Origin of the sequence: Nitrosococcus oceani ATCC 19707 (assembly GCF_000012805.1) — a bacterium.
GTDB classification, from domain to species: domain Bacteria; phylum Pseudomonadota; class Gammaproteobacteria; order Nitrosococcales; family Nitrosococcaceae; genus Nitrosococcus; species Nitrosococcus oceani.
Genome location: NC_007484.1, coordinates 2,289,208 through 2,304,958, shown reverse-complemented (window position 1 = coordinate 2,304,958; position 15,751 = coordinate 2,289,208). Strand labels below are relative to the sequence as shown.

General features: G+C 49.2%; 8 protein-coding genes and 1 pseudogene. 4 read left to right on the top strand and 5 right to left on the bottom strand.

The genetic code is table 11. The features are described from left to right. Positions 1–692 precede the first annotated feature (692 nt). From NOC_RS10720 to prsR, 3 genes are read left to right on the top strand one after another with little or no spacing between them, the layout of a single operon-like run. Positions 693–2,090, top strand: coding sequence for a TIGR03013 family XrtA/PEP-CTERM system glycosyltransferase (locus NOC_RS10720; protein ID WP_002811057.1), 1,398 nt, complete (start codon positions 693–695; stop codon positions 2,088–2,090). Between the two features lie 22 nt (positions 2,091–2,112). Then, positions 2,113–4,197, top strand: a complete 2,085-nt coding sequence (gene prsK / locus NOC_RS10715; RefSeq protein ID WP_002809826.1) for an XrtA/PEP-CTERM system histidine kinase PrsK — start codon at positions 2,113–2,115, stop codon at positions 4,195–4,197. Further along, on the top strand, positions 4,194–5,552 hold the full coding sequence (gene prsR, locus NOC_RS10710) for a PEP-CTERM-box response regulator transcription factor (RefSeq protein WP_002810012.1): 1,359 nt from the start codon (positions 4,194–4,196) through the stop codon (positions 5,550–5,552). Before prsK ends, prsR begins: the two co-directional genes overlap by 4 nt. Before the next feature lie 41 nt (positions 5,553–5,593). Here prsR and NOC_RS10705 read toward each other — a convergent pair whose 3' ends face one another. Together NOC_RS10705 and NOC_RS10700 are read right to left on the bottom strand one after the other, a co-directional pair. After that, entirely contained in the window at positions 5,594–6,523 is a 930-nt protein-coding gene (locus tag NOC_RS10705; RefSeq protein ID WP_244859957.1) for a PEP-CTERM/exosortase system-associated acyltransferase, read from the bottom strand. A 295-nt stretch (positions 6,524–6,818) separates the two neighbouring features. Next, positions 6,819–7,568 carry a PEP-CTERM/exosortase system-associated acyltransferase gene (locus NOC_RS10700; protein WP_002809633.1) on the bottom strand — a complete coding sequence of 250 codons (750 nt, stop codon included), beginning with the start codon at positions 7,566–7,568 and terminating at the stop codon, positions 6,819–6,821. Positions 7,569–7,939: 371 nt separating this feature from the next. Here NOC_RS10700 and NOC_RS18650 point away from each other — a divergent pair. Then, positions 7,940–8,818, top strand: a pseudogene (locus tag NOC_RS18650) (ThiF family adenylyltransferase); the annotation flags it as partial. A gap of 1,095 nt (positions 8,819–9,913) precedes the next feature. Here NOC_RS18650 and NOC_RS10690 read toward each other — a convergent pair. Genes NOC_RS10690 through NOC_RS10680 form a run of 3 tightly spaced genes read right to left on the bottom strand, consistent with a single transcriptional unit; the run spans position 9,914 to position 15,351 of the window. Next, positions 9,914–12,991 (bottom strand): efflux RND transporter permease subunit, encoded by a 3,078-nt coding sequence (locus NOC_RS10690; protein WP_002809588.1) that lies wholly within the window; start codon positions 12,989–12,991, stop codon positions 9,914–9,916. Positions 12,992–13,006: 15 nt separating this feature from the next. Beyond that, entirely contained in the window at positions 13,007–14,200 is a 1,194-nt protein-coding gene (locus NOC_RS10685; RefSeq protein WP_002810042.1) for an efflux RND transporter periplasmic adaptor subunit, read from the bottom strand. Continuing rightward, entirely contained in the window at positions 14,200–15,351 is a 1,152-nt protein-coding gene (locus NOC_RS10680) for an RNA-guided endonuclease InsQ/TnpB family protein (RefSeq protein WP_002808807.1), read from the bottom strand. Before NOC_RS10680 ends, NOC_RS10685 begins: the two co-directional genes overlap by 1 nt. Positions 15,352–15,751 lie beyond the last annotated feature (400 nt).

The window sequence follows — 15,751 nt, the reverse complement described above, 5'->3', positions numbered from 1 at the left end:
TTGTCTCCGCTAAATTCGATAGTGTGCGGTCTTCCTGTTTTACTAATACTTGAAGTTGCTTCTTGGGCAGTGGGGTGGGTTCCAGTTGCCATACTCAAAAAATCATTGACCAAGGCGTGGCGTTTAAGCATTTTTCCACCATTGGCACTCGATATCCGTCCTTATAAAAAACGCTACTAGCATCCATCTAGTACTAAACGTAAAAAAATTGTTAAAACTTTCAAGGTTAGGTACGGTTAAGTTGAAGCGCCTCTATGTCATGGATAGTGTTCCAACATGGTGATGGTTGACCCTAATCCCTGTAAGTGCTACTTCGCCAATATGGTTTATGAAGCTGGGATTGATTCCTTAAAAGGTAAAAATCACGGCGGCCCAGCTTATGGATCGAAGACCGCACTGAAGTGCCAATTCTCTAGGCTGACAAGGCGAAAAGAGACTGCGCGCTAAGCCATGGCGAAACGCCAACAAGCCAGTCTAATCATCTAGAAATGAAAATGGTTAAACTAATAAAAATGCTCGCCGATATAGAAGCGGACTAATCTGTCGGCCGCGTTCTTTATTGTTAAGTTTGCCCGCCACCCCTAGCTAATTGGACTTTCCCCTGTTGGGGGTAAAAGCCGTCGATAGGATTACTTTTTTATATTCAATGACCTAGAGCAATTTTGGCACACTAATGTAGGGGGACGACAAGAGTGGGCACTGTTCGCTTCTTTAATCATCATATTAAACGTTCTTTTTTAGTTCTCGCTTTTTGTGAGTCAGTTATTTTATTTTCCAGTCTCTGGTTAGCCGCGCTTATCCGCTTTATGGGAAATTATCAGCTCATTCAGGAGAATTTAGGGCTTTTATGGCCTAAGGCGATAATTTATACCGCTGTGGTAGTCATCGCTCTAATTGCCTCTGGGCTTTATCGTCGCCATCAGCGCTATGGTTTAGCAGGAATTTTTAACCGTTTAATAGTGGCAATGCTAGTAGCGGGGACATTGATGGCGGTTACTTTCTATTTTATACCTGAATTCCATCTAGGCCGGGGTATCCTTGTCCTTAGCATTATTATTTCTACTTGTGCACTACTCCTTTCCAGGGTTTTTTTCCTTTATCTTATGGGACTGCAGGGTCTACAACGGCAGTTACTCATATTAGGTACGGAAAAGCGCGCAGCTTCGGTGAATACTCTCCGCCGCCGCTCTGACCGGCTTGGTATTGATATTGTTGGCTATGCTCCCTTGCCGGGGGAGATCCCCCTGATTCCTAAAGAACAATTAGTAGAAGTGGGGGGGGGGCTTCAGGAGTACGTAACGCATGGGGGTATTGATGAAATCGTGATTGCTGTTGATGAACGCCGAGGCCGTCTACCCTACAAGGAACTACTGGATTGCCGTATGGCAGGAGTTACGGTAACTGATGTGCTCGATTTTTTTGAACAAACGGCTGGTAAGCTCAAAATTGATATTATGTATCCTAGCTGGCTTCTGTTTTCCAGCGGTTTTCATCATCATTTCCTGCGGCAATTCACTAAGCGGCTCTTTGATATCACCGCTAGTGTAATGTTGCTTGTTTTTTGCTCTCCATTGATGCTGTTTGCCGTGATTGCAATTTTACGGGAGAGTGGTCGGCCAGTGCTTTATCGTCAGCGGCGAGTAGGCGAAAATGGCCAGTCCTTTTATATCTTTAAATTTCGGACCATGAGTCAGGATGCCGAAGCGGATGGAAAAGCCCGTTGGGCAGCAAGCGGTGATCCTCGTATTACTCCTGTGGGGCGGTGGTTGCGGCGTACCCGGATTGATGAGTTACCACAGATTTTTAACATCTTATGGGGTCAAATGAGTTTTGTAGGGCCACGGCCCGAGCGGCCAGAATTTGTGGAAACTTTAACTAAGGAGTTGCCTTACTATGAGGAACGCCACCGGGTTAAACCAGGACTGACCGGCTGGGCACAAATATGTTATCCCTACGGTAGTACTGAGAAAGCTGCTTTCGAGAAACTTCAATATGATCTTTATTATGTTAAAAACTACAGTCTTTTTTTAGATCTAATGATTTTGTTGCAAACGGTTGAAGTCGTTGTGCTTGGAAAAGGAGCCCGCTGAACTTCTTGTTAGTCAATACACCATGAATAATTTGGCCTTGATCAGTTATGGTGCTGGCGCGGTAGCCTTTACTGCTCTTTTCATTATACTGGCTATCGGCTACCGTAATCGCCCCGTGGGGGGGGTATTGCTCTTTGCGGTTGCAGTAAATGCAGGCTGGCTAGCCGTCTCAGCGTATGACTCATATGTTGATTATCTTTCGCCGCTTTGGGTCCAGATACTGGAAACTTTTCGGGATGGAGTCTGGTATGCTTTTCTTTTTCATGCGTTAGGCTTTAATTTTAAGTTTCAGGGGCTTACCCGCAGACTTGCGGTGTTGGTTTTCATCTTTGTACTTCTGCAAGGGGGACTGTTAATTGGGTTTTCCTGGCTAGAATGGCTGCTTGGCGCCAAATTAAGCTATGAGATTGTACTGGTAGGGCAAATACTATTGGCAGTTATTGGTTTAATGCTGGTGGAACAACTGCTGCGTTCTGTGCCTCAGGATAAACGATGGGCGATTAAACATCTCTGTTTTGGGCTTGCCGCTTTATTCGTTTATGATTTTTTTCTCTATGCGGATGCTTTGCTATTACAAGTAGTCGATACGGGGGTGTGGTCTGCCCGTGGTCTAGCTAATGCTATGGTCGTTCCTTTTATTGCAGTTTCGGCTGCTCGTAACCCTCAATGGTCGCCAGATGTCTATGTTTCCCGGCGGATGGTATTTCATACTGCAACTTTTCTAGGGGCGGGATTCTATTTATTGGCTATGGCCGGTGCAGGCTACTATGTTCGCCATTTTGGCGGTTCCTGGGGGATTATGGCCCAGGCCGTTTTTTTATTTGCGGCTGCTTTACTGCTCCTGTCGCTCCTTTCCTCGGGCCAATTAAAGGCGAAATTGCGGGTTTTTATCAGTAAACATTTTTTTAATTACAAATATGACTATCGCGAGGAGTGGTTACATTTTATTAGTATGCTTTCGGAGGACTCCTCGATCCCGTTAGGAGAACGAGTAACTCGAGCTCTCGCTCAGATCGTGGAAAGCCCGGGTGGCGTGCTGTGGCAGCCTAAAGAGAAATATTATGTACCGACTTTTGTCTGGAATTTTCCTTTTCCAGAGGGCTTAATGGAGCCGAAGCAATCAGCATTTCTTCAGTTCCTGCAGGAACAAGAGTGGATTATGGAAGAAGGCGCAAAAGGGGAAGCAACCCATCCCCATCCTGTGCCGATACCAGAATGGTTTAATAGCTTTCCCAAGCTATGGCTGATTGTACCTTTAATTCACAGGGAATCATTGGTTGGCTTCTTGGTTTTGGCTCGCTCCCAGGCGAGAGCGGCTTTGGACTGGGAGGATCGGGATCTTTTGCGCACTACCGGCCGGGAGGCAGCAAGCTATTTGGCCCATCAAGAAGCAGCCGAACAGTTAGCCCAAGCCCAGCAATTCGCTGCTTTTCATCGATTTTCCGCCTACGTGGTCCATGATTTGAAAAATCTCATCGCACAGCTTTCCTTGCTGGTGCGTAACGCCGCATACCATAAGCATAACCCAGCATTTATCGATGATGCTGTGCAGACTATTCACCACGCAGTTCAGCGAATGCAACGGCTAATGAGTCAACTCCGCAGCACGGGGGAGGAAGAACGGCAGGAAATCTTTGACGTAGTGGCGTTGGCTCGTGAGCTGGTAAAACATTATGCCGCCCAACAGCCAAGACCAGAAGTGGAGGGAGAAGATAAAGATTTTATTGGGATATGCGCTAACCGAGAACGGTTTAAGAGTATCTTAGGGCATTTAATCCAGAATGCCCAAGAAGCAACCTTGCCTGAAGGACGTGTTGTTTTACGGATAAGCAGAGAAAAGGAAATAGTTCGGATAGACGTTGAAGATAGCGGGCAGGGCATGGTTCCCGCTTTTGTTCGGGAACGGCTATTTCGCCCTTTTGATAGCACTAAAGGGCTTACGGGCATGGGGATTGGAGCTTTTGAGGTGCAGGAATATATCCAGGAGATAGGAGGAGATATTGAAGTCCGCAGCGTGCCGGGTAAAGGAACTTGTTTTGTGCTGCGGATACCTCAAGGCGAGGTAGAAAGATCTCGGATGGAAGAAGTGAAGGAGGCAGTTTCATGAGCAGTAAGAAAAACTTGCTGATCGTGGAAGATGATCTTGGCTTGCAGGGCCAGTTGCGGTGGGCTTTTTGTGGTTATGAAATAGCAGTAGCTAAGGATCGTCAGGAAGCGGTTGCATTAGTACGCCGCCATGAACCTCCGGTAGTAACGTTAGATCTTGGTTTGCCTCCTAACCCTGGTGGCGTCAGCGAAGGCATGGCCTCCTTGCAGGAAATCCTGGCTCTGGCGCCCTATACCAAAATCATTGTGATCACAGGGAATGACAGCCAGGAGCATGCGGTGCAAGCAGTGGGGGCGGGTGCCTACGATTTTTATTCGAAGCCCATCGATCCCGACATTCTTAAATTGACGATTGATCGGGCTTACCGGCTTTATGAATTGGAGATGGAAAATCGGCGTTTACGGCGGGCTGGTCATTCCTCCCTGGAAGGGGTGATTGCCGTCAGCCCTGGAATGAAGAAAATATGTCGTACCATTGAGAAGATCGCACCCGCTGATGTCACTGCGTTTATTTTGGGTGAGAGCGGTACAGGCAAGGAAGTTATTGCTCGGGCCTTGCACCAACTGAGCTATCGCCGAGAGCAAACTTTCGTGGCTATTAACTGCGCGGCTATTCCGGAGAACCTTTTGGAAAGCGAGCTTTTTGGCCATGAAAAAGGAGCCTTTACGGGGGCTGTGAGACAAACCCGGGGCAAGATTGAATACGCTCATGAGGGTACTTTGTTCTTAGATGAAATCGGGGATTTGCCCCGGGGCCTCCAGGCCAAGCTGCTGCGTTTTCTGCAAGAACGGGTGATTGAGCGGGTGGGTGGCCGTGAAGAAATCCCTGTGGATGTGCGGGTTATCTGCGCGACCAACCAGGATTTAAAAGAGCTTATTGCTCAAAACCAATTTCGGGAAGATCTATATTATCGAATTGCCGAAGTTACCGTGACTCTTCCGCCTTTGCGGGAACGCCCGGGCGATGCGGTAGTCATTGGGCGGGCGCTGCTTGAGCATTTTTCGCGCACGCAGGGTAAAGCGGTCCGCGGTTTTACAGATGATGCTATTAGAGCTATTGAGACTCATACCTGGCCTGGCAATGTTAGAGAACTAGAAAATTGCATAAAACGGGCTGTGATAATGGTGGAAGGCAACCGTATTGCGTCGGAAGATTTAGACTTGCCCGCCTCTGCCTCCCCCGAACAGCAATCTTTGTCCTTAAATTTGCGTCAAATACGGGAGCATACTGAACGGGAGGCGCTTACCCGCGCCATCACCTTGGTGAATGGCAATCTCTCACGGGCAGCGGAACTCTTAGGGGTGACTCGTCCTACTTTATACGCATTATTAGATAAATATGAAATGCGTGGTTAAGAGTAACTGCCGTTGTTGTTTATCATCAATGTTTTCTTTGTTTATGCGCTTGCCATCCGGGGTTGGAATTCTTTTTTGAAATAAGGGAGCAGGGCAAACTTGTCTTTTGCTTTTATTTTCTCTTGTTTTAATTCTTCGATGTAATTACGTTTGGATTCTCGCCAGATCGTTCCATGATTGGTTAGAATATTCCATGCATCCGGTTGTGTCTGATAAACTCTCCTTAGAAGCGTTTCAAGGTTGTCAATACAGGGTAGCCGCATACCGCGGTGATCGATTGCTGGGCCAACCGATGTCAGACGAATACCAAAGCGTCTTAAGGTTCTTAACAATGCCGGCGAAGCCAAAGAATACCAGTGAGTGATTCCGTATTTATCGCTTAAGCGTATTGCAGCAGCAAACAATTCTAAGGTGAATTGAGAGTATAGCAGTCGATCCCAGGAAATATGATTAGGTTTTCCTTTTTCGGTGTGTCCCGCTTGCATTGTGGATGCCATTTTCATGACTCGTTGTCTAACATTTTTGGATATTGCAAAACGGGAAATTTCCGCAGGTAAGTGGTGTGATGACGGCCGAGATTCTCCGGGGAGAGCGGTAAGCGATGCGTTGCAATGGGGTTCCATGGGGAAACCATGTTGGTACCCAGAAGAATTTGGCTGAACTAATCGAACCGTGGCGACGGCCTCTCCTGTATCGCGATGGCAGATAAGTGTATGGACGGAATATTCATCGTACTGATCCATTTCCATCTTGCTCGGGAAATCGGAAGCATTTTCGAATGAATTTTCAAGGCAATAAACCTGGTAGCGTAGAGCAAGGGTTTGCTCAAAAAGTTTAGGCGATTCTCGTGGTAAGAATTCGAAGACTTTAAAATGTTGCTGAAAGAGTTCATGAATACAAAGCAGTTCGGAGGTGGAGGTGGTGTCAAATTTTTGTTGGTATGCGCTTTGGCAATAAGCATGGGACGGCATTGGCATTTATTTCCTTATATTGAAAGGGTATAGGAGCATCAAATTAATTCTTAGTGATGTATTTTTATTCTAATAAATTGGTTGAACTATTTAGATTAAGCAAATAAAATGCCACCCTGCAAAAACCAATAGAAATATACAATTTCAGAGATCGAAACATAGGCGGTTTAAATAATCATGCTATGAATTTGTCCCTAAAAACAGACACTATTCTTTCTGTAAAATTTTATCTTCATGTATTATCAGCGGTTCTTGTGTCTTCATATAGAGACAAATTCATTTTGATAAAAATAATCTAAGGGCAATTCTTTCCTTTATCGGTAATTAATTCCCATACATCAGGGCGTTCTTTGTGCGCCATTTCGAGAAACTGATCGAGATGCGCGTAACAGGGCTGACGCTTACCATGATACTCAACGGTTGGACCCACGGCTGTTAGATATAAACCGTATTTTGATAAAAGACGAAGCAAAGGAGGCTCTACCATGCAAAACCAGTGTTGTATCCCCTGTTCCTTGCTCATTCTTACAAGGCCGGCGACGAGCCCTAGGGTAATATGGGGTATAATTCGGCGCTCATCTCTATAAATTTCATGGTGCTTAGAAGCAGCGCTTGGCGAAATAAATTCTCCCAAACGCTTCCTAAAATTTTTAGAAATTGCAAAGCGGGAAATTGCAGCAACCTTTGATCGGGGGAATCGCCGGTGATCAAGGAATAAGGGGTGAGAGGTTACTGCATGAACAGGGAAACATTTTTCAACCTCTAGTCGGGGAAGAATGAGGCGAACGGTACCTGCAAAGTTGCCTGTTCTCGAGTGCTTGAGAAGGCTATGGATTGAATATTGATCGAAGCCATCTTTTTCTTGCCTCTCTGGGAATTGCCAGGGATTTTCAAATTTGGTTTCCAGGCAATAAACTTGATAGCGTAGCCGATAAGCTGCTTCTTGTAATTGAGGGGTATTAGCCGAAAGCACTTCAAAATAGTCTGAAAATATATCTGCTAATGTTCTTTCAGTATTAATTGGTTTGGTCGCTAGCATCTCCATGATGACTCCTCTGTTTTTTGAGTTATCCTGGAATGTTTGAGATCTCCAAGATAGTTAATAACTAAGGGGGCGCTTCCTTGTGATTTTCCGCTTCTTGACAAAGAAACATTATGATGTTAATCCCAGTTTTAGGATAAAAGCAGCGCTTAAAATAAGCGGTAGCTCACACCTCTCGTATTTTGTACGGGACCTACACGCAGATCGTGCAGAAATTATTAAAAACTGCTGCCTCTGTAGCTTTACAAGAGAGACGCCAAAGAAAAAAATAGCCTTTATGATCCAGCGCGGAATTGAGCCTTTTGTTAGCCTAGGAAATAGAGTAAATGCACACACAAGATGAGCCGCTAGAAAAAAATTCAGTAGAGAGTTCTATTCAGCGTCAAGGCGAAGCTTTTATCTACCAGGAGGCTTTTAGCCGAAATACCGGCTGGGTGACTGAGTGGGAACAACAGATATTACGTGGCAAGAAAGTGGCCATTGCGGGGATGGGAGGCGTGGGGGGCGTCCATTTATTAACTCTGGCGCGTTTAGGCATTGGCGTGTTCCATATTGCGGATTTCGACGACTTTGAGCTTCCTAACTTTAATCGCCAGGTTGGAGCGATGGTGAGTACCCTAGGGCGGCCTAAAGTCGAGGTGCTGGCTGAAATAGCCCGGGATATCAACCCGGAAGTGGATCTGAATATTTTTAATAAGGGAATTAACCGCAACAATGTTGATGCCTTTCTCGAAGGGGTAGACCTTTTTGTCGATGGCTTCGATTTTTTTGTGTTGGATAGGCGGGCCCATGTTTTTGCCCGCTGCGCGGAGCTTGGCATACCTGCAATTACGGCGGCGCCTATTGGAATAGGAACGGCTTATTTAGTATTTATGCCGGGGCATATGACTTTTGAGGAGTACTTTTGCCTGGAAGGCCTGCCCATAGAGCAGCAGTATGTGAATTTTCTTGCGGGGCTAACGCCCAAAGGATTCCACCGTGCTTATCTTGTAGACTCTTCGCGGCTTGATTTGGCTGCTCGCCGCGGTCCCTCAACGGCCATGGGCTGTCATCTGTGCGCGGGAGCCACAGGCGCGGAAGCGTTGAAGATTCTGCTGGGACGAGGCCCTGTACGGTCTGCTCCACGCTACCATCAGTACGATGCCTATCGGGGGAAATGGCATCTTGGGTGGCTGCCTGGCGGCAATAACAACCCGTTCCAGCTTTTCAAGCGTAAGCGGGGATACCGGATGCTTGAACAGCTTTCTCAGAAAATACCTACTGTAGCTTCGTCAAAGGCTGGTTCTGAGGTTGAGCGTATTTTAGATATGGCCCGGTGGGCGCCTAGCGGAGACAATACCCAGCCCTGGCGCTTTGAAATTAAGGACTCTCATTATGTCGTTGTCCATGGCTTCGATACCCGGGATCATTGTGTTTATGATTTAGAAGGCCATGCTAGCCAGATCTCCGTGGGGACACTTCTGGAAAGTATTACCATTGCGGCGTCCCAATATGGCTGGCGTACCGACATTCAACGAGATCTTAATACTGCAGAGACTCACCCTAAGTTCAATGTGCATTTTGTTCCTGAAGCTACCCTTCGTCCCGATCCCCTGTGGCCCTATATTCCTGTGCGCGCTACCCAGCGCCGGGCTATGTCTCTGCGCGCGCTCACGGTCCGGGAAAAAAGCCTTCTCGAAGAATCTGTTAAGCCCTTGTTTTCCATTCACTGGCTTGAAGGGCTAGAAAATAGGTTAAAGGTAGCCCGGTTACTGTTTATGAATGGAAAGCTGCGGTTGACCATGCCGGAAGCTTATGAGGTGCATCGAAGCGTCATTGAATGGAATTCAAAATTTAGCAAAGATCGCATCCCGGATCAGGCTGTGGGCTTGGATCCGCTGGGAGTGGGACTCATGCGCTGGGCACTGAAAGACTGGGGGCGGGTAAAATTTTTAAACACCTATCTTGGGGGGACGCTACTACCCCGGATACAACTCGATTTTATTCCTGGTATTGCCTGTGCCGCTCATTTTTTAATTATCGCTCCAAAGCCGCCACAATCCATGGATGATTACATTGCCACGGGAAGAGCCTGGCAGCGTTTCTGGCTGACGGCCAGCAGGCTTAACTTACGGCTTCAGCCAGAGATGACTCCCCTTATATTTAGTGCCTATCTTCGAGAGGGAATACAATTTTCAAAAAGCGAATACAGCCAGCGTCTTGCCGCAGCGCTTTCGTCTCGACTAGAACAACTGCTGTCACCGGATATCTGCCAGCGGGCCCAGGTGATGGGCCGGATAGGAGCCGGCGCCGTCCCGAAAGCACGCTCCACCCGGTTGCCTCTTGAACGATTAATGGTGAGGTGAAGTTTAAGGGCGGTAACCTTTGTTCTTGTTGGTCATGGATAATTGGTATAACAAAGGAATAACAAAAAGAGTCAGCAAGGTGGAAATTCCCACGCCCCATACAATCGCCGAGGCCATGGGGCCCCACAGCAGGGAGCGCCCGCCTAGGCCGGTGGCAAGGGCAAATAGACCGGCAATAGTGCTAAGGCTAGTAATTAATATAGGGATAAGGCGCCGCCGGGCTGCATATACCGCAGCATGTAATACACTCATGCCCCGGTTTAAGCGTTCATTGGCCGCCACGATGAGTACGATCGCCGCATTGACGGCAATGCCAGTTAGTGCTACGGCACCGTAGAGCGTATAAAGACTTAGGGGATTACGAGTCACCATGAGCCCGAACAGCACACCGGTAAACGCCATGGGTACGGCGGCGAGAATTATCAGGGGCTGCCAGTAGCTGCGAAACTGGGTGCCCAAGATAAGATAGATTAATCCTATACCTAGTAGAAATAGCAAGGTGAGGGCCTGGATGCTTTCCTGAATATCTTCAAAGGCACCGGAGAAATCCAGGTCAATGCCGGGAAAACGGGCGCGCAGGTTTTCCCACTCTTGCTGGATATGCTCATTAACAGCCACTACATCGGTCATTTCTCGATTAATGTCAGCCTCCAAAGTAATGGTGCGGCGAAAATTATAGTGCCGAATTGCTACTTGCCCAAGGCTTTTATCTACCTCTACGAGCCGGCCTAGGGCGATCTCGCCGCCGCCGGGTAAGGCAATAGGCTGTCTGAATAGGGCATTGATATCAGGTACCGAGGCTCGTTTAGCGCGTACCCGTACCTCCAGCTTTTCTCCCTGTTCGCGCGTGCTGGCAACGATCTCTCCGTCAAATAGCAGCCGAATAATGCGGGTGACGGAAGCCGGATCTAGTCCGGAACGCTTGATAGCGTCTCCATTTAGGCGCAGGTTGAGTTGCAGTTTGCCAGGAATGTTATCACTGGTGATGTCTTTGACGCCGGGAAGACGCTGTAAAGTAGCTTCCAAGGCGGCCACTGCTTGGTGCAATTTCTCTAGATCATCACCACGCACCTTAATACTGATGGGTCTAGAGACGGGGGGGCCTTCAGAGATGCGGAGGAAGGAAATGCGTACGGGTCCCGGTGTTTTTACGAGGTTTTTCCGCATGGTTTCAATGGTTTCATCGACGCTGCGAAGTTGCCCGTTTTGAGGCTTCAAACTAACGACGACCTGGCCGTACTGGTCGCCTGACAGCACTTCCGCGCCTGTGAACATCATGCCTGCATAGCCCACAGTTTGGCGTAATTCTTCTGGCTTGAGATGTTTTCCCACCTTGCTATCTAATGTTTCAATTAAACGAAGGGTTTCATCCAGGGTCGTATTAGGCGCCATTTCCACATTCACATAGAACAACCGAATCGGGTCAGCGGCAAAAAAATCAGTTCGTACCATGCTGCCCGCTAGGACGCCAAAAGCAGCAACGAGCAGCAATATAGCCAGCACGGAACGTTTAGGTCGCTTTAGAAGGGTAATCAATGCGTGGGTATATTTAACCCGCAAATAGTGAGCAAACCGCACGCGATAACGTTGCAAGGGGGAAGGGTTATGGGCGCCGGTTTTCGAGCCCATGACATGCACCGGCAGTATCCAAAAGGCTTCGAACAGACTAATCAGCAGAGCAATGGTAACTACCAGGGGAATGACGTACATAAATTTTCCGAGGATACCCGGCGTGAGCATAAGCGGAAGAAAAGCGGCTATCGTGGTTAACACCGAGGTTGCCACAGGAGCAGCCACTTCCGAAAGCCCCTGGGACACTGCAACCGCATGTGCTACCCCTCGCTGTAAGCGGTAGTAAATAGCCTCTACCACGACCACCGCATCGTCCACCAACATACCCAAAGCGATCACTACCCCGAGAAATACCGAGATATTCAGACTTTCCCCGAGCAGATAAAGTAACAGGAAGGTTCCTGCTAGAGTAAAGGGAATGCCGATCCCGATAAAAAACGAGATCCGCGATCCAAGAAATAGCCAGGTGGTCAGCATTACCAGCACCAAGCCAACTACCGCATTATTTTCCATGATTTTCAATGCGGCTTCGGTGCGGGGCGTCTGATCATCCACTAAGATCAGTTTGACGCCGCTTTCCCGGCTGATCTCATTGTGGGAGGCAATATAGGCTTTAAGGCTTTTTATGAATTTCAGAGAGCCGGTGCTGCCCTTTTTGTCTATAACCAGCAATACTCCCGGCTGGCCTTTATGACGAACTAATTCCTCTGGTTCCTCCCGGCCGCGGCTTACTGCGGCGACGCTATTAATTGGCGTTTCACCCAAAGCAGTTTTGAGCGGGAAACGGCCTAATACCTGGGGATCGCTGCTTGTTCCCACTAGGCGTATCAGCCATTGTTGGTTTGCCTGGCGGACGCTTCCCGCGGCGGCATCCTGAAAATAGGCAGCCACCGTTTCAGCCAAATCCTCGGGGGTGGCTCCAACGGCATATAGACGCCGTGGCGAAAACTCCACTTGCAATTCTGGGTCCCGCAGTCCCACCGTGCCCACGTTTTTTACCCCGGGTATGCGCTCTAGATCTTCCTGAATGATGCGGGCGTTACGCCGTAGCACCTCATTGTCCGCTACTCCGCTGACCAAAATCATGGCGGCGGGAAACATATTCGCGGTACTCAACTCGAAAAACTCGGGTTCTTCGGCGGCTTCTGGCAGTTCTTGATTTGCCTTACTTTGCACTTCCCGGCGCAGATCAGTGACACGTTTATCATAGGTGCGCTCATTGATGTCTTGAAACCGCACCAGAATGAGTGATAGATCTTCCCGGCTAGTGCTGGAAGCAAAACGGATATCCTGGACTTGACGGAGCGCATCTTCCAGCGGTTCGGTAATTAGTTTCTCCACATCTTCCGCGGAGGCGCCTGGAAATACCGTGCTAATTTGTACCCAGTTGAAATTAACCGGCGGGTTTTGTTCCTTAGGGAGGTGAAGATAGGCTAGGGCACCTGCCGTGAGCACTAGCACAAAGGTGAGATTGGCTAGAACGTGATTGTGGAAAAAACGGATCAGCATCTTTATTGGATCAAGCTAATCAGCAAGGTTGGTGACCTGAACTGCTTCCCCATCCTGGAGGGTAAAGCGACCATCAATGATAATGAGAGTATCTCCCGGTAGATTGATCTTGGTGGGCTGGCCTTCATGGGCATCGGCTAGAGCTACGAATTTGGCCCGTTCCCGCGCTAATACAAACACGCCTAGTTTGTTGCCGCGCCGAACCAACAAATCGGCAGGTAAATGGGGAGTTTTAGGGCGCCAAACTAAATCCCCGGTGGTGCCAATCAAGGCGGGCGCAGCGGTAAATCGCAGGCGCACTTCCTGGCTTCGTTCACGGAGATCAAGCGCGGGAACCACGCGGTGAAGCTTCAGGGAATAGGGGTGATTTTCAGCGATGAATACCACCGTGGCTGCATTGCGCAGGGAAAAGATATCCCGGGGCTGAAGTTTAGCGGAAACCAAGATTTGTTCTGCATCCAGGATATGGATAAGCGGCGTGCCCGGCATAGCCAGTTCACCCACCTGCCCCAGCCGTTCCACGACGATGGCCTTAAATGGAGCGCGAATTACCGTCTTTTCAAGCGCTCTTTGCTGTTGTTTTACCGTGATCCGCTGGACTGCCAGCTCCGCTTTGCTAACCTTTAGCTCGGTTTCGCGCTGATTGAGTATTTCTTCCGTGATAAGCCTTTTTTTAGCCAGGGATTGGGTGCGGGTTAATTGACGCTGCGCCAACGCATGGCTGGCTTCAAGCGAGTTTAGGGTTGCCTTGGCCCGCTCAAGGGCGAGTTCTAGATCTGTTTTCTCAAGCAGCACTAGCGGGGTTCCGGGCGCGACTACTTGTCCTATTTCAACGGGCAAGCCAAGAATAACAGCGGTGACCTCAGCGTTGAGCTGACTATTGTTAAGGGTAATCACCTCTGCGGAGGCAGTGATTGGGGGGAATTCCGCCAGCTGCGCTAGAGGTTTTACCGTAACCAGTTCCCTGGCCGCCGCCTGTAATTCTGGCATACTGCTGAGTAATAAGGTGAATAGGAGTAGTAAGTGGTTAATAGGTATCCCCGACAGTTTTGCCCTTGCAGTTGTGATGAAGGATGATACGCTAATACCTATTTGTTGGAGTTGGCGGCTAACGTTCGCGACCGGGGCTGATCGCCCCATGAGCGCATCCCTGCGCTCTCGCTCACTGCGCTTTTCCTGCTTCAATCCGGCCCTTTGGTAGCCTGTCACTAACTAACAGCCTCCTCCGGTTTGTGCGCCAGTCCACAGGCATCAATTCCCGCGCTCCTCGCGGTATTACCCATTAAATCAATCACCCGAGCGGCGGCAATATCCCGATCGTGCGCGCTTCCACAGTGCCCGCACGTCCAGGACCGCACCCTCAGCGGCAGCTTTTCCCCTACCGTCCCGCAATCAGGACAAACCCCCGTGGTACGCTGGAATCGCGGCACCACATTAAGTTGCCGTCCGTACCACTTCGCTTTGTAAGTAAGCTGCCGTCGTAACTCGTACCAACCGCAGTCCCCAACCGATCGGGCTAGCTTTCCGTTGGCCATCACGCCACGCACGTTCAGGTCCTCAATCGCTATGGCTTGGTTTTCGCGTACGATCGAAGTACTCAGTCCGTGCAGAAAGTTCGCCCTCTTGCTGGCTATTCTTTGGTGGAGTCGAGCTACGCGGCTCCTTTGCTTACGCCGGTTACTGCCACCTTTTGCCGTCTTCGATAAACGGCGCTGGGCAAACCTCAACCGGCGTAAGGCGTTCTTTAAAAATCTTCTGGGTTTCTCTTTTCTGCCATCGCTCATGGCTATCAGGGTCGATAGCCCTAAATCGAGCCCAATGGTTTTATCCGTGGCGGGCGGGTGTATCACGTCGATACAGTCACACTGGAGCGAGACAAACCATTGCCCACAGGCATTGCAGCTGACCGTGGCGCTGTTGGGGAATACGGGGATATCCTGGTAGGACCAGACCACGCGCACCGGGCCGAGCTTGGGCAGGCGCAATAATTGGCCTGGCATAAACACCTTCTCGCCCCGGCGTTTGTCGAGCTGGAAGGTACAGGAGTGCACCCGCCCACGCCGTTTAAACTTCGGGTAGCGGGCCTGCTTGTTGAAAAACTTCTGGAAAGCCTCATCCTGGCTTTTTAGGACATACGTAAGGGCCGTCGCACTGGCGGCCTTAAGAAAAACCTTCTCTTTTTTGAGCGCCGTCAACGCCCGCGAAAGCGCAATGGCATTCAGGGACTCTCCTTTTTCCTTGTAGGCCCTGGTGCGTCTATCTAACGCCCAATTCCACACATACCGGCAGGCGCTAAATGCTTCCTCTAGCTGCCGCCGCTGTCGGAGTGTGGGGTAGAGTCTTAATTGGTACGCTTTCATTTTCGGAAAACCGCCGCCACCAAAAATTTAATCTTGCCCTCGCGCTCGATGCTACGCAAGCTACGCGCTCTCGCTGGGGGGGTCGTCGTACATCCCTGTATTCCTTCTATGTTTATCGTCTATAAAGGTAGGCGGGAATAGGGTTAAAAGGGTGTTCATGTTCAAACAACTACCGCTAAGTGAGCGGGCTAACGGGGAATACTTCCATCCTAATTCAGCTCGAAGAACGGTGCCCGTCCTTGTAGGTGGAGAAAGAGGGCAGGAAAACGCATAGTGGACTAGCTAGGCTCTGGCGCAGCGGCTAGATAATTTACGGGTTTAGGGTAACGTTGCCAAGGGGGTTTGTCTATAAGCGCGTGTATAGGCATGTTCCTAAAGGGCAAGGGGGGTAATGTGCAAG